Source organism: Citrobacter sp. Igbk 17 (genome assembly GCF_028069775.1).
Classification (GTDB): Bacteria; Pseudomonadota; Gammaproteobacteria; order Enterobacterales; family Enterobacteriaceae; genus Citrobacter.
This window is the reverse complement of the sequence record NZ_JANEWI010000046.1, coordinates 1-21,302: the sequence shown is the minus strand read 5'-3', so window position 1 is coordinate 21,302 and position 21,302 is coordinate 1. Positions and strand designations below refer to the sequence as shown.

17 protein-coding genes and 1 pseudogene are annotated in these 21,302 nt (G+C 53.8%); 7 read left to right on the top strand and 11 right to left on the bottom strand.

Annotated elements, in window-relative coordinates; all coding sequences use genetic code 11:
• Positions 1-71: 71 nt before the first annotated feature.
• Genes hcaE through hcaD form a run of 5 tightly spaced genes read left to right on the top strand, consistent with a single transcriptional unit; the run spans position 72 to position 4,289 of the window.
• Complete coding sequence (hcaE, locus tag NNO08_RS20475; RefSeq protein ID WP_271448628.1) at positions 72-1,433, top strand: 3-phenylpropionate/cinnamic acid dioxygenase subunit alpha; 1,362 nt, start codon at positions 72-74, stop codon at positions 1,431-1,433.
• On the top strand, positions 1,430-1,948 hold the full coding sequence (gene hcaF, locus NNO08_RS20470; RefSeq protein ID WP_271440675.1) for a 3-phenylpropionate/cinnamic acid dioxygenase subunit beta: 519 nt from the start codon (positions 1,430-1,432) through the stop codon (positions 1,946-1,948). The genes hcaE and hcaF overlap by 4 nt, the downstream gene beginning before the upstream one ends.
• The gene (hcaC, locus tag NNO08_RS20465) at positions 1,948-2,265 is read left to right on the top strand and encodes a 3-phenylpropionate/cinnamic acid dioxygenase ferredoxin subunit (RefSeq protein WP_202038039.1); all 318 of its coding nucleotides are present in this window, start codon (positions 1,948-1,950) and stop codon (positions 2,263-2,265) included. The genes hcaF and hcaC overlap by 1 nt, the downstream gene beginning before the upstream one ends.
• Positions 2,265-3,077 carry a 3-phenylpropionate-dihydrodiol/cinnamic acid-dihydrodiol dehydrogenase gene (hcaB, locus tag NNO08_RS20460; RefSeq protein ID WP_271440674.1) on the top strand — a complete coding sequence of 271 codons (813 nt, stop codon included), beginning with the start codon at positions 2,265-2,267 and terminating at the stop codon, positions 3,075-3,077. Before hcaC ends, hcaB begins: the two co-directional genes overlap by 1 nt.
• Before the next feature lie 9 nt (positions 3,078-3,086).
• The gene (hcaD, locus tag NNO08_RS20455; RefSeq protein ID WP_271457464.1) at positions 3,087-4,289 is read left to right on the top strand and encodes a phenylpropionate dioxygenase ferredoxin reductase subunit; all 1,203 of its coding nucleotides are present in this window, start codon (positions 3,087-3,089) and stop codon (positions 4,287-4,289) included.
• Positions 4,290-4,381: 92 nt separating this feature from the next.
• Here the strand turns inward: hcaD and glyA are convergent, their stop codons facing one another.
• A complete protein-coding gene (gene glyA, locus NNO08_RS20450) occupies positions 4,382-5,635 on the bottom strand; it encodes a serine hydroxymethyltransferase (RefSeq protein WP_003835277.1) in 1,254 nt (417 codons plus the stop codon).
• A gap of 325 nt (positions 5,636-5,960) precedes the next feature.
• Here glyA and hmpA point away from each other — a divergent pair, with 325 nt between their 5' ends.
• Positions 5,961-7,151, top strand: coding sequence for an NO-inducible flavohemoprotein (gene hmpA / locus NNO08_RS20445; RefSeq protein WP_271440672.1), 1,191 nt, complete (start codon positions 5,961-5,963; stop codon positions 7,149-7,151).
• Positions 7,152-7,252: 101 nt separating this feature from the next.
• Here the strand turns inward: hmpA and glnB are convergent, their stop codons facing one another.
• From glnB to purL, 6 genes and pseudogenes are all read right to left on the bottom strand, one after another.
• Positions 7,253-7,591 (bottom strand): nitrogen regulatory protein P-II, encoded by a 339-nt coding sequence (gene glnB, locus NNO08_RS20440; RefSeq protein ID WP_002914032.1) that lies wholly within the window; start codon positions 7,589-7,591, stop codon positions 7,253-7,255.
• Positions 7,592-7,651: 60 nt separating this feature from the next.
• The gene (gene glrR, locus NNO08_RS20435) at positions 7,652-8,986 is read right to left on the bottom strand and encodes a two-component system response regulator GlrR (protein ID WP_305764056.1); all 1,335 of its coding nucleotides are present in this window, start codon (positions 8,984-8,986) and stop codon (positions 7,652-7,654) included.
• Positions 8,986-9,705, bottom strand: a complete 720-nt coding sequence (gene qseG, locus NNO08_RS20430) for a two-component system QseEF-associated lipoprotein QseG (RefSeq protein WP_271440709.1) — start codon at positions 9,703-9,705, stop codon at positions 8,986-8,988. Before qseG ends, glrR begins: the two co-directional genes overlap by 1 nt.
• A 22-nt stretch (positions 9,706-9,727) precedes the next feature.
• The gene (qseE, locus tag NNO08_RS20425) at positions 9,728-11,158 is read right to left on the bottom strand and encodes a two component system sensor histidine kinase QseE/GlrK (protein WP_271440708.1); all 1,431 of its coding nucleotides are present in this window, start codon (positions 11,156-11,158) and stop codon (positions 9,728-9,730) included.
• Positions 11,159-11,445: 287 nt separating this feature from the next.
• Positions 11,446-11,745, bottom strand: a pseudogene (locus NNO08_RS23250) (hypothetical protein); the annotation flags it as partial.
• Between the two features lie 296 nt (positions 11,746-12,041).
• Complete coding sequence (purL, locus tag NNO08_RS20420; protein WP_271457463.1) at positions 12,042-15,929, bottom strand: phosphoribosylformylglycinamidine synthase; 3,888 nt, start codon at positions 15,927-15,929, stop codon at positions 12,042-12,044.
• A 257-nt stretch (positions 15,930-16,186) separates the two neighbouring features.
• Here purL and mltF point away from each other — a divergent pair, with 257 nt between their 5' ends.
• The gene (gene mltF, locus NNO08_RS20415) at positions 16,187-17,737 is read left to right on the top strand and encodes a membrane-bound lytic murein transglycosylase MltF (RefSeq protein WP_271440670.1); all 1,551 of its coding nucleotides are present in this window, start codon (positions 16,187-16,189) and stop codon (positions 17,735-17,737) included.
• A 47-nt stretch (positions 17,738-17,784) separates the two neighbouring features.
• Here the strand turns inward: mltF and tadA are convergent, their stop codons facing one another.
• The 4 genes from tadA to murQ are packed head-to-tail and all read right to left on the bottom strand — an operon-like array spanning position 17,785 to position 21,257.
• Positions 17,785-18,315, bottom strand: a complete 531-nt coding sequence (tadA, locus tag NNO08_RS20410; RefSeq protein WP_271457462.1) for a tRNA adenosine(34) deaminase TadA — start codon at positions 18,313-18,315, stop codon at positions 17,785-17,787.
• Between the two features lie 35 nt (positions 18,316-18,350).
• Positions 18,351-18,986, bottom strand: a complete 636-nt coding sequence (gene yfhb, locus NNO08_RS20405; RefSeq protein WP_271440668.1) for a phosphatidylglycerophosphatase C — start codon at positions 18,984-18,986, stop codon at positions 18,351-18,353.
• A gap of 3 nt (positions 18,987-18,989) precedes the next feature.
• On the bottom strand, positions 18,990-20,354 hold the full coding sequence (locus NNO08_RS20400; protein WP_271457461.1) for a PTS transporter subunit EIIC: 1,365 nt from the start codon (positions 20,352-20,354) through the stop codon (positions 18,990-18,992).
• A gap of 9 nt (positions 20,355-20,363) precedes the next feature.
• The gene (gene murQ / locus NNO08_RS20395) at positions 20,364-21,257 is read right to left on the bottom strand and encodes an N-acetylmuramic acid 6-phosphate etherase (RefSeq protein ID WP_271457460.1); all 894 of its coding nucleotides are present in this window, start codon (positions 21,255-21,257) and stop codon (positions 20,364-20,366) included.
• Between the last annotated feature and the right edge of the window lie 45 nt (positions 21,258-21,302).

The window sequence follows — 21,302 nt, the reverse complement described above, 5'->3', positions numbered from 1 at the left end:
AACTAACCAGCAACATCCTTATGGCACAAAAAAAGAAGGTCAATACATCTTAGCTTTCAGGATTAAAAAATATGACCACACCCTCAAATTTAGACATCTACCAACTGATTGATACCCAAAACGGTCGCGTAACGCCACGGATTTATACCGACCCTGAAATTTACCAACTGGAGCTGGAACGGATCTTCGGACGCTGCTGGTTATTCCTCGCGCACGAAAGCCAAATTCCAAAACCGGGTGACTTTTTTAACACCTACATGGGCGAGGATGCGGTCGTGGTGGTGCGTCAGAAAGACGGCAGCATCAAAGCCTTTCTCAACCAATGCCGCCACCGCGCAATGCGGGTCAGTTACGCCGACTGCGGTAACACCCGTGCCTTTACCTGCCCATATCACGGCTGGTCATACGGTATTAACGGCGAGCTCATCGATGTCCCGCTGGAGCCACGCGCTTACCCACAAGGGTTGTGCAAATCTCATTGGGGCCTGAACGAAGTACCCGGCGTGGAGAGCTACAAGGGGCTGATCTTCGGCAACTGGGACACCAGTGCGCCTGCACTACGCGATTATCTCGGCGACATCGCCTGGTATCTGGACGGCGTGCTTGACCGTCGCGAAGGCGGCACTGAAATCGTCGGTGGTGTACAAAAGTGGACTATTGACTGTAACTGGAAATTCCCCGCCGAGCAGTTTGCCAGCGATCAATATCACGCCCTGTTTAGCCATGCTTCTGCCGTTCAGGTACTGGGCGCGAAAGATGACGGCAGTGATAAACGCCTGGGGGACGGACAAACCGCCCGTCCGGTGTGGGAAACCGCCAAAGATGCGCTGCAATTCGGTCAGGACGGTCACGGCAGCGGATTTTTCTTTACCGAGAAACCCGATGCCAACGTCTGGGTCGACGGTGAAGTCTCCAGCTACTATCGCGATACCTATGCAGAGGCCGAACAGCGGCTGGGCAAAGTTCGCGCTCTGCGACTGGCGGGCCATAACAATATCTTCCCAACGCTGTCATGGCTAAACGGTACTGCCACGCTGCGTGTCTGGCATCCACGTGGACCCGATCAGGTAGAAGTGTGGGCATTTTGTATTACCGATAAGGCCGCGTCAGATGACGTCAAAGCGGCATTTGAAAACAGCGCTACCCGTGCCTTCGGCCCGGCTGGGTTCCTTGAGCAGGATGATTCAGAAAACTGGTGTGAAATTCAAAAGCTGCTGAAAGGCCACCGGGCGCGCAATACCAAACTGTGTCTGGAGATGGGATTGGGCCAGGAAAAACGCCGTGAAGACGGTATTCCGGGGATCACCAACTACATCTTCTCAGAAACCGCCGCGCGCGGCATGTACCAGCGTTGGGCCGATCTGCTCAGTAGCGAAAGCTGGCAGGAAGTGCATGAGAAAACCGCCGCTTACCAGCAGGAGGTGATGAAATGAGTACCTTAGTCTCCCTGGAGCTTCATCATCGCATTGCGCAGTTTCTCTACCATGAGGCCAGCCTGCTGGATGACTGGAAGTTTCGCGACTGGCTGGCACAACTGGACGACGACATTCGCTACACCATGCGTACCACAGTCAATGCCCAGACCCGCGATCGTCGCAAAGGCGTGCAGCCGCCGACGACGTGGATTTTCAATGACAACAAAGATCAGCTTGAGCGCCGGATCGCCCGCCTCGAAACCGGTATGGCCTGGGCGGAAGAGCCGCCATCGCGCACTCGTCATCTGATCAGCAACCTGCAGATCAGCGAAACGGGCCAACCCGACGTGTTCGCGGTGCGCCTTAACTACCTGCTGTACCGCGCGCAAAAAGAGCGAGATGAAACCTTTTACGTTGGCATGCGCGTAGACAAAGTCCGTCGTCTGCCGGGTGATGAGTGGCGTTTACTGGAGCGTGAGATCGTGCTGGATCAGGCGGTGATCACCTCCCATAACCTGAGTGTCCTGTTCTGATGAGCCGTATTTATGCCTGCCCCGTAGGGGATTTGCCGGAGGGTGAAGCTCTCCGGCTCGACACGTCGCCCGTCATCGCGCTGTTTAACGTCGGCGGCGAGTTTTATGCCATTAACGATCGCTGCAGCCACGGCAATGCCTCGATGTCGGAAGGTTATCTGGAAGACGATGCCACCGTGGAATGCCCGCTGCATGCGGCCAGTTTTTGTCTGAAAACCGGCAAAGCGCTATGCCTGCCCGCCACCGATCCGCTGACTACCTATGCCGTGTATGTGGAAGGTAGTGATGTGTTTGTTGATATTCCCGGAGGGGCCTGATGAGCGATTTACGCGACAACATCATCTTTATTACTGGCGGTGGTTCTGGCCTCGGTCTGGCTCTGGTCGAACGCTTTATCGAAGAAGGTGCAAAAGTTGCCACGCTGGAACTGTCGACAGCCAAGGTCGCCAGCTTGCGCCAGCACTTTGGCGAACACGTGCTGGCGGTAGAAGGGAATGTCACCTGTTATGCCGACTATCAGCGGGCGGTGGATCAGATCCTCACGACGTTCGGCAAGCTGGACTGCTTTATCGGTAATGCCGGGATTTGGGATCATAATGCTTCGCTGATCAGTACCTCCGCCGAGGCGCTGGAAAGCGGCTTTCATGAGTTGTTCAACGTTAACGTGCTGGGCTATCTGCTGGGTGCGAAAGCCTGCGCACCGGCACTTATTGCCAGCGAAGGCAGTATCATTTTTACCCTTTCCAATGCCGCATGGTATCCCGGCGGCGGCGGCCCGTTGTATACCGCAAGCAAGCACGCCGCAACTGGACTCATTCGTCAGTTAGCCTACGAATTAGCACCGAAAGTTCGTGTCAACGGCGTAGGGCCGTGCGGTATGGCAACCGACCTACGCGGGCCGCAGGCGTTGGGTCAGAACGATACATCAATTATGCAATCACTGACGCCGGAAAAAATCGCCGCTATCCTGCCGCTGCAGTTTTTCCCTGATCCGGCAGATTTTACCGGTCCATACGTGATGCTGGCATCAAAGCGCAACAACCGTACGTTGAGCGGCGTGATGATCAATGCCGATGCTGGCCTGGGTATTCGCGGTATTCGCCACGTTGCCGCCGGGCTGGATCTCTGAGGAGGCGTTATGCACAACAAAATTATTGCTATCGTCGGCGGTGGACAGGCCGCAGCGATGGCGGCGATAGCACTGCGCCAGCAAGGGTTTGACGGCGAGATACATCTGTTCTCCAATGAGCCGCATCTGCCGTACGAACGCCCTCCATTGTCCAAAGCCATGCTGCTGGACGACACCCCGCAGCTACAGCCGGTACTCAACGCGGCCTGGTGGCAGGAAAATAATGTTCATCTGCATCTGAACGTGACTATCCAGATGCTTGGTCGCCAGACACATCAGCTCGAGCTGGCTGACGGCCAGGTTTATCCGTGGGATCAGCTACTGATTGCCACGGGAGCGGCTGCCCGCCCTCTTCCACTGCTGGATAAACTGGGCGATCGCTGCTTTACCCTGCGCCACGCAAACGACGCGACTCGTCTGCGAGATGCATTACTCCCCGGTAAATCGATTGTGATTATCGGGGCGGGCACCATTGGTCTGGAACTGGCGGCCAGTGCGACCCAGCGCGGCTGCCGGGTAACGGTAGTGGAGCAGGCTCCAACGGTGATGGGCCGCAATGCGCCTGCCCCAGTGCGTGACTATCTGCTAGCACGCCACCAACAGGCGGGTGTGCAGGTACGGCTCAACAGCACCATCGAGCACGTCGAAAGCGGTGAGTTACTTACCCTGACGCTGCAAAATGGTGAAAGCGTCACTGCCGATGCGGTGATCTACGGAATTGGTATCGTGGCGAATGACGCACTGGCCCGCGATGCAGGACTGGAGACGGCGAACGGCATTATCGTTGATACCGCTTGTACCACCTCCGATCCGGCGATTTTTGCTGCCGGCGACGTGGCACTGACGTGTCAGCCCGACGGTTCGTTGGCGCGTGTCGAAAGCTGGGAAAATGCCAATATCCAGGCACAAATTGCCGCTGCCGCAATGCTCAATTTACCGTTGCCGGAGAAGACACCTGGCTGGTTCTGGACTGACCAATACCAGGATAATTTGCAGTTTATTGGCGAAATGCAGGGAGATAGCTGGCTTGTACGCGGTGATGCTGATGCGCAGAAAGCGATATGGTTTAACCTGCAGGATGGCGTGATAGTCGGCGCAGTAACGTTGAATCAGGGACGAGAAATACGTTTATTGAGGAAATGGATTCAGGCCAGGAAAAAGCCGCCAATGGCGGCTTTAGTCGATGAAGCAATCGTGCTTAAGTCGATATAACGGCCGGAGGATGCTGCGTTTATCCGGCCTACAAATCACTCATATGTAGGCCGGGTAAGGTGTTTACACCGCCATCCGGCAATCCGTATTACTTACGCGTAAACCGGGAAGCGTGCACAGATATCCAGCACTTTACCTTTCACACGCTCAATAACAGCTTCGTCATTGATGTTGTCCAGAACGTCACACATCCAGCCAGCCAGTTCTTTCACTTCTGCTTCTTTAAAGCCACGACGAGTCACAGCCGGAGAACCAATGCGGATACCAGAAGTCACAAACGGGCTCTTCGGATCGTTCGGCACGCTGTTTTTGTTAACGGTGATGTTAGCACGGCCCAGCGCGGCGTCAGCTTCTTTACCAGTCAGGTTTTTATCAACCAGATCCAGCAGGAACAGGTGGTTTTCAGTACCGCCAGAAACCACTTTATAACCACGGTTCAGGAACACTTCCACCATCGCTTTGGCGTTTTTAGCAACCTGCTGCTGGTAAACTTTGAACTCTGGCTCCATCGCTTCTTTCAGCGCTACCGCTTTTGCCGCGATAACATGCATCAGCGGGCCGCCCTGCGCACTTGGGAACACCGCGGAGTTCAGTTTTTTGTACAGCTCTTCGTCACCGCCTTTCGCCAGGATCAGACCGCCACGCGGACCCGCCAGGGTTTTGTGGGTGGTGGTGGTCACAACGTGTGCGTGTGGAACCGGGTTCGGATAAACGCCTGCGGCAATCAGACCCGCAACGTGCGCCATGTCAACAAACAGATATGCGCCGATGCTGTCAGCGATTTCGCGCATTTTTGCCCAGTCAACCACACCGGAATAAGCAGAGAAGCCGCCGATGATCATCTTCGGTTTGTGCTCTTTGGCCTGCTTAGCCATGTCTTCGTAGTCAATTTTACCGGACTCATCAATACCGTAAGGAATGATGTTGTACAGTTTGCCGGAGAAGTTTACCGGGGAGCCGTGAGTCAGGTGGCCGCCTTGCGCCAGGTTCATACCCAGAACGGTATCACCCGGTTGCAGCAGTGCGGTATAAACAGCGAAGTTAGCCTGAGAGCCAGAGTGCGGTTGGACGTTAGCGTAATCAGCGCCAAACAGCTCTTTCGCGCGGTCGATCGCCAGTTGCTCAACGATATCAACGTATTCGCAACCACCGTAGTAGCGCTTGCCCGGATAACCTTCAGCGTATTTGTTGGTCAGCTGAGAACCCTGTGCCTGCATCACGCGCGGGCTGGTGTAGTTTTCGGAGGCGATCAGTTCGATGTGCTCTTCCTGACGTACTTTTTCCTGCTCCATAGCCTGCCACAGTTCGGCATCATAATCGGCAATGTTCATTTCACGCTTTAACATCCGCATCTCCTGACTCAGCTAACAATAGAATTTCGGCCTAAAAAGGTTGTCCCTAGGACTTCGGCCAACAGTATAACCGAATCATTCTTCGATAACAGGTCTTGACAAAGGATTTTACGCAAACGATTACCTTCGCGGTACACAAGGCTTTTTGGAACAAAGCTCTGCTGAATTTCAACGGATTTCTTTTCAGGTTTGTGATGCAGATTTTTCACGTTGTAACCTTTACAACGCAAAGTTACAAAGAACCATTTACAATGCAGGGGTATTTTTTATAAGATGTATTTGACATACATCATTAAAGTCTCAGATAAAGGAAGACCGTATGCTTGACGCACAAACCATCGCTACAGTGAAAGCCACCATTCCCTTGCTGGTTGAAACAGGTCCGAAACTGACCGCTCATTTCTACGATCGCATGTTTACGCATAACCCAGAGCTGAAAGAAATTTTCAACATGAGTAACCAGCGTAATGGCGATCAGCGCGAAGCTTTGTTTAACGCCATTGCCGCGTATGCCAGCAATATCGAAAACCTGCCAGCGCTACTGCCAGCGGTCGAGAAAATCGCCCAGAAGCATACCAGCTTCCAGATTAAACCCGAGCAGTACAACATCGTGGGTGGTCATCTGTTGGCAACGCTGGATGAAATGTTCAGCCCAGGCCAGGAAGTGCTGGATGCGTGGGGCAAAGCGTATGGGGTGCTGGCTAACGTCTTTATCAACCGTGAGGCGCAAATCTACAGCGAAAATGCCAGCAAAAATGGCGGCTGGGAAGGCACCCGTCCTTTCCGCATCGTGGCCAAAACCCCGCGTAGCGCGTTAATCACCAGCTTTGAGTTTGAACCGGTCGACGGCGGTGCGGTCGCAGAATACCATCCGGGGCAGTATCTGGGCGTTTGGCTGAAGCCAGAAGGCTTCCCACATCAGGAGATTCGTCAGTACTCATTGACCCGCAAACCGAACGGCAAAGGCTACCGTATTGCCGTTAAGCGTGAAGAAGGTGGTCAGGTCTCAACCTGGTTGCACAACCACGCAAATGTGGGTGACGTTGTTCATTTAGCTGCACCTGCTGGCGATTTCTTTATGGATGTCGCCACCGATACTCCTGTGTCTCTGATTTCCGCAGGCGTCGGTCAGACCCCAATGCTGGCCATGCTGGACACGCTGGCAAAAGCGAATCATACCGCGCAGGTTAACTGGTTCCACGCGGCTGAAAACGGCGACGTGCATGCCTTTGCCGATGAAGTGAATGAACTAGGCAAAACGCTGCCACGCTTTAGCGCACACACCTGGTATCGTGAGCCAACCGAAGCCGATCGCGCGAAAGGTACGTTTGACAGTGTTGGGCTGATGGATCTGAACAAACTGGAAGGCGCTATCAGTGACCCGGCGATGCAGTTCTACCTGTGCGGCCCGGTTGGCTTTATGCAATTTGCTGCAAAGCAACTGGTCGGTCTGGGTGTGAAAAACGAAAACATTCATTACGAATGCTTCGGCCCACATAAAGTCTTGTAATTAAGTCAGTGAGTAGGCCGGATAAGGCGTATACGCCGTCATCCGGCAATCACTCTGCCTGATGCACTACGCTTATCAGGCCTACAAATTAACGGCGCGGCTTAGATTGCCGCGTCGTCTTCTTCGCCAGTACGGATACGAATAACACGCGCCACATCGAAGACAAAAATCTTACCGTCGCCGATTTTGCCGGTCTGGGCAGTACGAATAATCGTGTCGACACAGGTATCAACAATATCGTCGGTAACCACGATTTCAATTTTTACCTTCGGCAGAAAATCCACCATATATTCCGCGCCACGGTACAACTCGGTGTGGCCTTTCTGACGGCCAAACCCCTTCACTTCTGTCACCGTCATACCGGTAATGCCGACTTCTGCCAGCGCTTCGCGGACATCGTCCAGCTTGAAGGGTTTAATAATCGCATCAATCTTTTTCATGCTATTCCTTGAAAAGGTCGCCTGTCTTTTGATCAAATAAAGCTAACATAATCCGCAGATTTATTCTTTGAAATCGTTTGCATCAAGTTCATGACGAGAGAGCAACTTGTAGAATTCTGTACGATTGCGTCCCGCCATTCGTGCAGCATGGGTAACATTACCTTTGGTGATTTGCAGCAGCTTACGCAAGTAGTTGAGCTCAAACTGATTACGCGCTTCAACAAAGGTTGGCAGCGCCGTATTTTCACCTTCCAGCGCCTGCTCTACCAGCGCGTCACTGATCACCGGCGAAGAGGTTAACGCCACGCACTGTTCAATCACGTTGACCAACTGACGCACGTTGCCCGGCCAACTGGCGGTCATTAAACGTTTCATCGCATCAGTCGAAAAAGCACGGACAAACGGTTTGTGCCGTTCGGCTGACTGACGCAGCAGATGGTTTGCCAGCAGTGGTATATCTTCTGTACGCTCGGCCAGCGCCGGGATCTTCAGACTTACCACGTTGAGACGGTAATAGAGATCCTCACGAAATTCGCCCCGCGCCATGGCTTTGGGCAGGTCGCGGTGTGTTGCAGAAACAATCCGCACATCAATGTCGATATCACGATTGCTACCGAGCGGACGAACTTTACGCTCCTGCAATACGCGCAGCAATTTAACCTGTAACGGCGCGGGCATATCGCCTATTTCGTCGAGAAATAACGTCCCACCTTCTGCGGCCTGAAACAGACCTTCACGATTACTCACCGCTCCGGTAAAGGCACCGCGCGCATGACCAAAAAGCTCTGATTCCAGCAGTTGTTCCGGCAACGCCCCGCAGTTTATGGCGATAAAGGGCTTGTGGCTGCGCGGACTGGCGTTGTGAATCGCCTGGGCAAACACCTCTTTCCCGGTGCCGCTCTGCCCGTTGATCAATACGCTGACATCCGATTGCGCGACCATCCGCGCCTGTTCTAACAAACGCAGCATTAACGGGCTACGGGTAACAATTGATTCGCGCCAGCTATCATCAGTAGCAGGCGCGGACTGTTCCAGCGCACCGTCAATCGCTTTGTATAGCGCGTCTTTATCGACCGGCTTGGTGAGAAAGCTGAAAACGCCCTGCTGCGTTGCCGCGACAGCATCGGGAATAGAGCCGTGCGCAGTCAGGATAATGACCGGCATCCCCGGCTGCACTTTCTGGATTTCAGTGAACAGCTGCATGCCGTCCATTTCATCCATGCGCAGGTCGCTAATGACCAGATCCACTTTTTCACGATTCAGTACCCGTAATCCTTCCTGCCCACTTTCTGCAGTTACGACGCTGTAACCTTCACTGGTCAGCCGCATACCGAGCAATTTCAACAGCCCCGGATCGTCATCGACGAGCAGCAGATGCGCGGGCTTGCGGCTTATCATGGCGTGACCTCCCCATCATCAGGCGTCGTGAGCTTATCAGTACCGTGCAACGCATCGGGATTGTAGCTGCCGGCAGGTTTACGGGTGGACAGTTGTCGTTCAATATCGGTCAGGTTTTCCAGCTTACGGGTGGTGAGATCGAGCTGGCTCTGCAAATTCTGTTGCTGTTGGCGCAGCGCATCAAGATCGCTGTCAGATGACTGCTGAAGTTTACTGTAGCGCATACGTTCTTCTGCAAGCTGTAACTGCAGCGTTTGACTACTGCGCCAGACCTGATAAAGCGGACGTACCTGGGCCGGAATTTGCGGGCTTAGCGCATCCAGACGGGTCATTATTTCACGCCTTTCAGGCGGTGTAATGTGGGCGCCATCAAGCAGGATCCCACGCTTAAAAGCACCCTGCCAGGTATCCGTGAGTTGGGTACTGGCTTCACTGCGTGCCTGAACAGGCATCAGGCGATCGGCACAATCCATGGTTCGCAACCAGTAGAGCGGGTTGGTATCTGTGGACTGGCCCGACAGCGACCAGATATCCGTACATTCGGTGGCAAGGTAATCAGCGAGTTGATGCGGCGGGATTTTCTCCTGCGAAGGATCGCCGATAATGTGATTCACCGCGTTGGGAACGCAGCCGACCAGCGCCAGGCATGGCAGACTTGCGAGTAAGACGCGGCGAATAAAATCTCGTTTAAGCATTCGGGCAACAACGTGTGGCATACTCACCAGACTTAGGTTCATTTTAGTGGTTTTTCGATGCAGATAGCGGCAGTTCTATGCGGAAACAAACGCTTTGCGCATGCTCATCAACCAGATACAGTTTTCCCCGCATACGGCGGATACAGTCTCTGGCGATACTCAGTCCCAACCCGCTTCCTTTGACTGCCCCTTTTCGCTGATGGCTACCCTGGAAAAAAGGTTCGAAGATCATCGCCTGTTCTGCTTCTGGAATCGGTGTGCCGGTATTTATGACATCAATGTATACCGTCGAGCCATGCAAACTGCTGCGGATCCAAATGTTACCGGATTCAGCGCCATAGTGCACCGCATTGGAATAAAGATTGTCCAGCACGCTCATTAACAGCATGGGCTCGGCCAGACAAGCGTTCGCCGCCAGCGCAACATCAGTATGTATCATTTTGGCGCGAGCGGGCAGGCTATGTGCTGAAACAACACTTTCCACCAACGGCGCGATTTCTACGCGCTCAAGTTCTACTTCGTCATCCGCCAGCTTGCGGTTGTAATCAAGCAATTGCTCAATCAGCTTTTGTAGATTACGGCTACTGTCATCCAGAATACCGACCACCTCTTTTTGCTCGGGAGTGAGCGGTCCAACTACCTGATCGGCCAGCAACTCCGTGCCTTCACGCATACTTGCCAGCGGCGTTTTCAGTTCATGTGAGAGATGGCGTAAAAACTGATGTCGCTGTGACTCAAGCCAGGAAAGGCGCTCGCTCAACCAGATTATGCGCTGGCCAACGGAACGCAGTTCCCGGGGGCCTGTAAACAATACGCTATCGCCCAGTGAGCGACCTTCCCCCAGACGATTAATCATCCGTTCAATACCCTTCACCGGGCCGATAATCATACGGGTAAACAGCAGTACCATCGCCAGACTAACGAGAAACAGTACCAGCGCCTGCCAGCCAAAGAACTGACCACGTTCGGCAATTTCTTGTTGTAACTGCTGACCGCGCGAGAAGACCACGGTACGGGTGGCCTGCACCATGTCGGTATTCGCATTAGCGAAGGCTTCCAGACGGGCTGCCGCCTGGCTGTCAGGACCGCTGTTATTACACTGCAGTTGGGCGAGATCGTTGAGATCCTGCCGTAACGCCTGGTAGAGCTTGTTGTCCGGTAAAACGCCCGCATGCGCGTCCAGCATGTCGCTATAACGCTTACGCTGGCTCTGGTAAACCTTTGCCAGCGTCGGATCATCCAGCACACAATACTGTCGGTAGCTACGCTCCATCTCCAGCGCGGCATTGGTCATCGCCTCGCTGCGTCGGGCATCAATGAGCGTGGTTCTGTTAGTCAGCGCCGCCTGAGCGCTCAGGGCGTTCAGGCTCTGCCACGCTTGCCAGGCCAGTACGAGCAAAGGGAGCAGGATCAGCAAAAATGCCAGTGTCACCAGCTGACGTAAGGATCGAGGGAAAACAGACCAGCGCTTCAAGGCGTTACTCTCAATGGACGGGAATAAGACGATGCTAACTGAGGGGAACGTCAGATACAACAAAGCCGGGATTAACCCGGCTTTGTTATGGAATAAGGCGGTGCCTAACTCGACGTTTCGCCCGAAGGTTGATATGAGCTTCGCTAATATCAGATGTTGGACGGCAGGCACCTTGTTGTGCGTCATTCGAAGTTTATGTAGCACGTCCCGAAGGGGCTGACATAAGAAGGTGAATGAGCCACTGGTTAATATTATGCAGCATCTGTGCCAATATTCAAAACACTTTATTAACACAATGATAAATATAAGAAATATGAATAATTGTGTAAAAATAAGGATTGAGTGTTTTTTGTGCACTCTGTCGCTAATAAGCAACACTCGCTGCACTTAAAAATAAAATCATTATAGATCAAGTTATTAAGTGTCTCTTTTTGGCGACAAGTCAACCCTGACAATGTCGGGATTTCCCGACACTTTAATTTTGCGGCATAAGCGCTGAGTTTATTGCCGGATGGCGGCGTAAACGCCTTATCCGGCCTACAAGTGCCCTTCCCCGTAGGCCTGATAAGCGCAGTGCCATCAGGCAGTCGGATGGCGAAGTAAATGCCTTATCCGGCCTACAAACGCTCTTCCCCGTAGGCCTGATAAGCGCAGTGTCATCTGGCAGTCGGATGGCGAAGTAAATGCCTTATCCGGCCTACAAGTGCCCCTCCCCGTAGGCCTGATAAGCGCAGTGCCATCAGGCAGTCGGATGGCGGCGTAAATGCCTTATCCGGTCTACAAGCGCTCTTCCCCGTAGGCCTGATAAGCGCAGTGCCATCAGGCGCTCTGTATCTGGCGACAAAAAAGCCCCTCGAGAGGGGCTTCATGATGTTCGACCAGATTAACCGAGCTGTTTACGCGCATTACGGAAGATGCGCATCCACGGGCTGTCCTCGCCCCAGTTTTCCGGGTGCCAGGAGTTGCTCACGGTACGGAATACACGTTCCGGGTGTGGCATCATAATCGTTACGCGACCATTTTCAGTGGTAACAGCAGTGATACCGTTTGGAGAACCGTTCGGGTTAGCCGGATAGGTTTCGGTCACCTTACCGTAGTTATCAACGTAGCGCAGCGCCACCAGCCCTTTACTCTCCAGCCCAGCCAAATGCGCATCGTCACGCACTTCCACACGACCTTCACCGTGAGAAACCGCAATTGGCATCTGTGACCCCACCATACCCTGCAGCAGCAGAGACGGGCTTTGTGTCACTTCGACCAGGCTGAAACGCGCTTCAAAGCGATCGGAGTGGTTACGCACAAAGCGTGGCCACAGGTCGCTTCCAGGGATCAGCTCGCGCAGGTTAGACATCATCTGACAACCGTTACACACGCCGAGTGCCAGCGTTTGCGGGCGATGGAAGAAGGTTTCGAACTCATCACGTACCCGATTGTTGAACAGAATCGACTTCGCCCAACCTTCGCCTGCGCCAAGCACATCACCGTAAGAGAAGCCACCACAGGCCACCAGCGCCTGGAAGTTACCCAGACCAATACGACCGCCCAGCAGATCGCTCATATGCACGTCGATAGCGTCAAAACCCGCACGGTGGAAAGCCGCCGCCATTTCTACGTGGGAGTTAACGCCCTGTTCGCGCAGCACGGCTACTTTTGGACGTGCACCGGTAGCGATATACGGAGCCGCAATATCTTCGTTGATGTCAAACGACAGTTTAACGTTGAGGCCAGGATCGGCATCGTTGGTTTTAGCGTTGTGTTCCTGATCGGCACATTCCGGGTTATCACGCAGACGCTGCATCTGCCAGGTTGTTTCCGCCCACCACATACGCAGGGTAGTACGGCTTTCGCTAAACACCGGCTGACCTTGGGCGGTCAGGGTGAAACGATAGCCGGCTACCGCCTGGCCGAGGTAATGTACGCAATCAGCCAGACCGTTCGCCGCCAGAATTGCTTCTACCGCGTCACGGTCAGCAGCGCGAACCTGAATGACAGCCCCCAGCTCTTCATTAAACAGCGCCGCCAGATGATCATCGCCCAGAGTACCGATATCTGCTTCAACGCCGCAGTGACCGGTAAAGGCCATTTCTGCCAGCGTAACCAGCAGACCGCCGTCGGAGCGATCATGGTAAGCCAGCAGCTTACGTTGTGCGACCAACGCCTGAATGGCGTCGTAGAAGCCTTTCAACTGCGTTACATCGCGCACATCGGCAGGTTTGTCGCCCAGTTGACGGTATACCTGTGCCAGCGATGTCGCACCCAGCGCATTGTGACCAAGGCCAAGATCAATCAGCAACAGCGCATTGTCTTCAGTAGACAGTTGCGGCGTGATTGTATGGCGCACGTCTTCCACGCGAGCAAAGGCAGTGATCACCAGTGACAGCGGGGAGGTCATTTCACGCTGCTCGTTACCTTCCTGCCAGCGGGTTTTCATCGACATGGAGTCTTTACCCACCGGGATAGTCAGGCCAAGCGCCGGACATAACTCTTCCCCGACAGCTTTTACCGCTTCGTACAGCCCGGCATCTTCACCGGGATGGCCAGCAGCCGCCATCCAGTTTGCTGACAATTTGATGCGTTTGATATCGCCAATCTGCGTGGCCGCAATATTGGTTAGCGCTTCACCGACGGCCAGACGCGCAGAGGCGGAAAAGTCCAGCAGCGCGACAGGTGCGCGTTCACCGATAGACATCGCTTCGCCATAGTAGCTATCCAGACTGGCGGTAGTGACCGCACAGTTCGCTACCGGGATCTGCCACGGACCAACCATCTGGTCACGCGCCACCATCCCGGTGACAGTACGGTCGCCGATGGTAACGAGGAAGGTTTTCTCTGCTACGGTCGGCAGGTGCAGCACACGGTTTACCGCGTCAGCAATCGTAATATGCTCACGTGTCAGCAGCTCGCCTTTGGCTTTCAGCGTTTGTACGTCGCGGGCCATTTTCGGCGTTTTACCCAGCAGAACGTCCAGCGGCATGTCAATCGGCTGGTTGTCGAAGTGGCTATCGCTCAACGTCAGGTGTTGTTCTTCGATGGCTTCACCAATCACCGCATAGGGGGCACGCTCGCGCTTACACAGTTCATCAAACAGCGGCAGTTGATCGGCGGCCACCGCCAGCACATAGCGCTCCTGAGATTCGTTACACCAGATTTCCAGCGGGCTCATACCCGGTTCATCACTCAGGATATCGCGCAACTGGAATTTGCCGCCGCGTCCGCCGTCACTGACCAGCTCCGGCATGGCATTAGACAGGCCACCCGCACCAACATCGTGGATGAACAGGATCGGGTTAGCGTCCCCCATCTGCCAGCAACGGTCGATAACTTCCTGGCAGCGACGCTCCATTTCCGGGTTGTCGCGCTGTACAGAAGCGAAATCAAGATCGGCATCAGACTGGCCGGAAGCCATAGATGATGCCGCACCACCGCCCAGGCCGATGTTCATCGCCGGACCGCCGAGGACGATCAGCTTGGCACCCACCACGATCTCGCCTTTCTGCACGTGATCTTCACGGATATTGCCGATCCCACCCGCCAACATGATCGGCTTGTGATAACCGCGCAGCTCTTCACCATTATGGCTGTTCACTTTCTCTTCATAGGTGCGGAAGTAGCCCGTCAGCGCAGGACGACCAAATTCGTTGTTAAACGCAGCACCACCCAGTGGACCTTCGGTCATAATATCCAGTGCGGTGACAATACGGTCCGGCTTGCCAAAATCTTCTTCCCATGGCTGTTCAAAGCCCGGGATACGCAGGTTAGAGACCGAGAAACCCACCAGCCCGGCTTTCGGTTTCGCACCGCGCCCGGTTGCGCCTTCATCACGAATTTCACCGCCAGAACCTGTTGCAGCGCCCGGCCACGGCGAGATCGCCGTCGGGTGGTTATGGGTTTCAACCTTCATCAGGATATGAGCAGGCTCCTGATGGAAATCGTAGCGACCGGTCTGGTGGTCAGCAAAGTAGCGACCCACTTCAGAACCTTCCATCACCGCTGCGTTATCTTTATAGGCAGACAGGACGTGATCTGGTGTGGTTTCGAAGGTGTTTTTGATCATCTTGAACAGCGATTTCGGCTGCTGCTTACCGTCGATCACCCAGTCGGCATTAAAAATTTTATGGCGGCAGTGCTCGGAGTTGGCCTGTGCAAACATGTACAGTTCGATATCGTTCGGGTTGCGTCCCAGTTTGGTGAACGCATCTTGCAGATAGTCGATTTCATCCTCTGCCAGCGCCAGCCCCAGACGCAGGTTAGCGTCAATTAACGCCTGGCGTCCTTCACCCAGCAGGTCAACGCTGGAAACCGGCGCAGGCTGGTGATGAACAAACAGTTTTTCAGCATCGCTCAGCGCAGAGAAAACCGTTTCCATCATGCGGTCATGCAGAATATTGGCAACCGTCAGCCACTGCTCAGCAGTCAGCGTGGAGGCCTCAACATACCAGGCAATGCCACGTTCCAGGCGGCTAATCTGTTGCAGGCCGCAGTTATGGGCAATATCAGTCGCTTTAGAAGACCACGGGGAGATGGTACCCGGGCGAGGCGTGACCAGCAGCAGTTTGCCTTCAGGGGCATGACTGTGAAGAGCAGGACCATATTTCAGCAGACGTGCAAGTTGCGCGCGCTCGTCCTCATTCAATGGTGCATTCAGATCGGCAAAATGGACGTACTCGGCGTAAATATTGTGGACCTGGAGGTTGGCAGCCTGAAAACGTGCCAGCAGTTTGTTAATACGGAATGCAGACAGTGCAGGTGAACCACGCAGAATTTCCATCATAAGTCTCTCGTCTTCTAAGCTTTCGGTGTGCCCAAGTGGGGGAAACGGGCGTCATTATAAAGAATCTACCGCGCCGACGAAACCGTTTGCGTCGAAATAAAATCACGACCTTGTCTTATCATCAAATGCGGTCTGTTTTCTGAATAAGTTGCCAACTGACGCAAGTTTAAGCAAAATGCCGCTCATTAATGACTAATTCACTTCTTAATCAATACCACAGCACGCAGAGACAACGTACGGTTCAGAGAATTAACTAATTGAAAAAATTAAAGATTAATTATCTGTTCATCGGTATTTTGACGCTGTTGTTGGCAGCGGCCCTCTGGCCATCCATCCCCTGGTTCGGTAAAGCCGACAATCGTATCGCCGCCATTCAGTCGCGGGGAGAGCTGCGCGTCAGTACCATCGACTCGCCGCTCACTTACGCCACGCTTAATGGGAAAAAGTTTGGACTGGATTACGAACTGACCAAAGCCTTCGCCAACTACCTGGGTGTGAAGCTGAAAATCACCGTACGCCAGAACATCAGCCAGCTTTTTGACGACCTGGATAACGGGAATGCCGATCTGTTAGCCGCGGGTCTGGTGTATAACAGTGAGCGCGTTAAAAATTATCAGCCGGGTCCGACCTACTATTCCGTATCGCAACAACTGGTGTATCGGGTTGGGCAATATCGCCCTCGCAGCCTTGCCAGTGTGACCGAAAATCAGCTGACCATCGCCCCGGGACACGTGGTGATAAACGACCTCCAGCAGTTAAAAGAAAAAAAATATCCGGACCTGAGCTGGAAAGTTGATGAGAAAAAGGGCACCACTGAACTGCTTGATGATGTCATCGCCGGTAAGCTGGACTATACCATCGCGGATTCCGTCGCCATCAGCCTGTACCAGCGTGTACACCCTGAGCTGGCCGTCGCGCTGGATGTCTCCGACGAACAGCCGGTGACCTGGTTCAGCCGTCTGGACGATGACAATACGCTGTCCGCTGCCCTGCTGGATTTCTTCAATACCATGAATGAAGACGGCTCGCTTGCGCGGCTGGAAGAAAAGTACCTTGGGCATGGCGATGATTTTGACTATGTTGATACCCGCACCTTCCTGCGTGCGGTTGATAGCGTGTTACCGGATCTGAAGCCACTTTTTGAGAAATATGCGCAGGAAATAGACTGGCGACTGCTCGCGGCAATCTCTTACCAGGAATCACACTGGGACGCGCAGGCAACCTCCCCGACCGGTGTACGCGGTCTGATGATGCTGACCAAAAATACTGCCCAGAGCCTTGGGCTCACTGACCGTACCGATGCCGAACAGAGCATCAGCGGTGGCGCACGCTACTTACAGGATATGATGAGTAAAGTGCCGGATACCGTGCCCGAAGGAGAACGTATCTGGTTTGCACTCGCCGCTTACAATATGGGCTACGCACATATGCTGGATGCGCGGGCGCTGACGGTAAAAACCAAAGGCAACCCGAACAGTTGGTCTGATGTAAAACAACGTCTGCCGCTGCTCAGTCAAAAGCCGTATTACAACAAGCTGACCTATGGCTATGCGCGCGGTCACGAGGCCTACGCCTATGTGGAAAATATCCGTAAGTATCAGATAAGTCTGGTGGGATACCTGCAAGAGAAAGAAAAGCAGGCGATTGAAACACAGCGACTGGCACAGGATTACCCGGCGGTATCACCTACAGAACTGTTAGGCGAGGAGAAGTTTCCGCTGGCGGCATTCCTGTCTCAGACCTCATCAAGCTATCTGTCGCACTCCCCTTCTCTGCTATTTTCGACGCAGAAAAAAGAGCAGAAGTAGTCTTTGAAGGGAATTAGCGCAACACCCTCAGGCAATCAGATCGGTATTCACACGTTGGAGGATTTTTTCAGGGCTTTAATTTCCTGACGACGCATACGGAAAAAATCGCTGAGCAACGTGGCGCATTCATCGCGTAACACGCCTTCAGTCACGTCAACCCGATGGTTCATGCCTGGATGATGCAGTACGTCCATTAACGAACCCGCCGCCCCCGTTTTCGCATCGCGCGCACCAAAAACTACCCGGCCAATACGGCTGTGCACCATCGCACCAGCACACATGACGCACGGTTCCAGTGTGACATACAACGTTGCATCCAGCAGACGGTAGTTTTGTAGCACCAGACCGCCCTGACGCAACGCCATGATTTCAGCGTGGGCAGTAGGATCATGATGGCCAATCGGCCGATTCCAGCCTTCGCCAATAACGCGGTTGTTGAGGACCAATACTGCACCCACCGGGACTTCACGCTCATCCCAGGCGCGCTTAGCTAACGTTAAAGCGTGGTGCATCCAGTATTCGTGGCTAAATTCAACATCAGACAAAGGGGTAACTCCAGTAATAAAAAGCGGACGCATTATACCCGTCATACTCCAAATTGCATGCGCGTTCGCTATTCGAGTTGTTGCAGTTCCCCGCGCGGCGTGACGCGCCAGCGATGCTGGCAAAAAGAGAGTAGTGGATTGTCCTGCTTACTGTCGCTGTAACCGCTGTATAGATGCAACGGCGCGCCAATCTGCTGTTCCAGTTGCGCCACTTTTTCATGTCCCAGGCAGCGTAACGGCAATACCCAGCCACCGTATCCACGCGCCATTTGACTGGCGATCAGATTAACACGCGGCAGCCACGGCGTATCGAAGTAAACCTGCTCTACCAGCGACTGCGGGGAACCGGTGATAAGCCAAATATCAGCATCGGAGCTTAACAAGTACGTCGTCAGACGCTGCTGCACAACAGGAAATGCCGTCACATGACCGCGAAACCAGCGCACAAAATCGGCCTGATGTGCCTTCAGGCGCGTTTCACTGCGACCAAAAGTACAGCCCCACAAGAGCAGGCTCATGGGCCAGCGGGCAGCGCGCCCTTTAATTAACATTGCCAGCGCAATAATCGGCAACAGAGGCAACACCAGCAACGCATTTAGCGGTTGGCGACGCAACAGAAAACGTAAGAAACTGCCGAACATATCCTGCTGGTGTAACGTGCCATCCAAATCAAAAAAAACAACGCGACGCTGGTGACTGGTCAAACCTTATTCCTCTGGATCGTTGAACCCCAATAGCCAAGTAAACAGGAACCCGGCAATTACCGCTACCAGATAGCCTAACAGATAGAACATCACTTTTCCGGCAACAATCGTCAGTGCCAACGGCAATCCCGAGATGCCAAAGGTGATGACCGTCGCCACCTTCCAGTAGCTGATCAGCGCCCCACCAACTGCACCACCGAGACAGGCACCGATAAACGGCTTGCCTAATGGCAATGTCACACCAAAAATCAGCGGTTCGCCAATACCCAGCAATCCGACCGGTAGCGCGCTTTTAATCACTTTTTTCAGCCGTGCGTTACGGGTTTTCATCAGTACCGCAATAGCCGCACCGATTTGCCCCACTCCCGCCATCGCCAGAATAGGAAAGAGTGCGTTATACCCGTGCGCCTGTACCAGCTCTACATGGATAGGGACCAATCCCTGATGGAGTCCGGTAAGAACCAGTGGCAGAAAGGTGCCTGCCAGCACCGCACCCACCAGGAAGCCACCGCGATCGATAGCCCAGGAAGCGCCATGGGCAATGGATTCGGCTATCCAGCCACCAAGCGGTTGCAGCGCCACAATGGCGATGGTCCCGGTAATAAGAGTGGTCAGTAGTGGATTAAGGATCAGTTCAAGAGACTCCGGCAGCACTTCGCGGAATTTACGCTCAATCCAGCACATTAGCGCTACCACCAGCAGCACCGCGATCACCCCACCGCGTCCCGGCTGCAAGGCCTCGCCAAACAAGGTAATTTGCGCCAGTTGCGGGCTGGAGAGAATGCCGGCCATCACGCCCCCCATCGCCAGCGAACCACCAAATACTTTGGCAGTATTCACCCCGACAAGGATGTTCATAATGGCAAACACGGCGCTACCGAAAATGCCTAACAGTCCCAACATATTCGGATAGTGGGTAGCCAAGTCCCCCACGATGTCCGGACGTTTGAGGATGTTAATGATACCGGTAATCAAACCGGAGGCGATAAACGCCGGAATAAGCGGGATAAAAACGTTAGCCAGTTTACGCAGCGCGTCACTCATCGGCGCTTTGTACTTCGCTTTGGCCTCTGATTTTGTCCGCTCAATATCCCCCACATTGGAACGTTCGCCGCCATCGGCAATCAGGGAACGCATGGCATCGACCACTTTCGCGGCTTTGCCCGGACCAACAATAATCTGGTGCTGCGCCCCCTGCTTCACGTAGCCGCTAACGCCCGGCAGTTGCTTGAGTCGGGAAATATCGAGCTGAGCGTCATCCTGTACTTCCACTCTGACGCGCGTCATACAGTTTTCCAGGCGCAGAATATTTTTCTCTCCGCCCACACCCAGCAGAATATCGCTGGCAAGCACCGCCGTTTTATCCATATCAGCCTCTTAGTGTTCTAACGCCGCGCGTAAAAAACCCTGATGTGCAGCCAGTTTTTCCCGGGCTGAAGTAGCATCGAGACCAGTTAGAGCCATCAAAATGGCGGGCTTAACATCAAAATCGGTCTGTTTCAGCAGAGCTTGCGCCTGGTCATACGCAATACCGGTGGCTTCCACGACCATGCGACACGCCCGGTCTACCAGCTTAACGTTGGTCGCTTTCATATCCACCATCAGGTTCTGATATACCTTGCCAAATTTCACCATTGCACCGGTAGAAATCATATTAAGCACCAGTTTTTGCGCAGTACCGGACTTCAGTCGCGTTGAGCCTGTCAGGGCCTCCGGGCCAACAACCGGTGATATGGCGATGTCCGCTTCACGCGCAATGGGGGAATCCGGATTACAGGAAATCGCCACCGTGGTGCAGCCTACGGAACGAGCATATTGCAAGCCGCCAATCACATAGGGTGTACGCCCGGATGCCGCCAGACCAACCACTAAATCCTGTACCGTAAGGTTGAGCGAACGAAGATCATCTTCACCCAGTTGCGGGTTATCTTCTGCACCTTCAACGGCCTTCAGCAATGCCCCCGAACCACCGGCAATCAGGCCAACAACCCGTCCATGTGGTACACCAAAAGTCGGTGGGCACTCAGACGCATCCAGTACACCAAGACGCCCGCTGGTGCCCGCCCCCATGTAGATAATCCGTCCACCCGCTTTTAACGCGTCAGCCGCCGCATCGACCGCAAGCGCAACTTCAGTCAGAGTTGCTTTTACAGCAGCGGCTACCAGCGTATCCTGTTGATTAAAACGATGAACCAACTCAAGCGTGGATAACGCATCAAGATCCATAGTCTGAGGATTGCGGCTTTCTGACACTAACGCACCGAGATTCATTTTTTGTTCCTTAGGAATTTTTAATTCATATTAATCCGTTATAAT

Coding starts and splice junctions, on each gene's coding strand:
- hcaE (WP_271448628.1), top strand. CDS start 72: ATGACCACACCCTCAAATTTAGACATCTACCAACTGATTGATACCCAA.
- hcaF (WP_271440675.1), top strand. CDS start 1,430: ATGAGTACCTTAGTCTCCCTGGAGCTTCATCATCGCATTGCGCAGTTT.
- hcaC (WP_202038039.1), top strand. CDS start 1,948: ATGAGCCGTATTTATGCCTGCCCCGTAGGGGATTTGCCGGAGGGTGAA.
- hcaB (WP_271440674.1), top strand. CDS start 2,265: ATGAGCGATTTACGCGACAACATCATCTTTATTACTGGCGGTGGTTCT.
- hcaD (WP_271457464.1), top strand. CDS start 3,087: ATGCACAACAAAATTATTGCTATCGTCGGCGGTGGACAGGCCGCAGCG.
- glyA (WP_003835277.1), bottom strand. CDS start 5,635: ATGTTAAAGCGTGAAATGAACATTGCCGATTATGATGCCGAACTGTGG.
- hmpA (WP_271440672.1), top strand. CDS start 5,961: ATGCTTGACGCACAAACCATCGCTACAGTGAAAGCCACCATTCCCTTG.
- glnB (WP_002914032.1), bottom strand. CDS start 7,591: ATGAAAAAGATTGATGCGATTATTAAACCCTTCAAGCTGGACGATGTC.
- qseG (WP_271440709.1), bottom strand. CDS start 9,705: ATGCCACACGTTGTTGCCCGAATGCTTAAACGAGATTTTATTCGCCGC.
- purL (WP_271457463.1), bottom strand. CDS start 15,929: ATGATGGAAATTCTGCGTGGTTCACCTGCACTGTCTGCATTCCGTATT.
- tadA (WP_271457462.1), bottom strand. CDS start 18,315: ATGCGTCCGCTTTTTATTACTGGAGTTACCCCTTTGTCTGATGTTGAA.
- NNO08_RS20400 (WP_271457461.1), bottom strand. CDS start 20,354: ATGGATAAAACGGCGGTGCTTGCCAGCGATATTCTGCTGGGTGTGGGC.
- murQ (WP_271457460.1), bottom strand. CDS start 21,257: ATGAATCTCGGTGCGTTAGTGTCAGAAAGCCGCAATCCTCAGACTATG.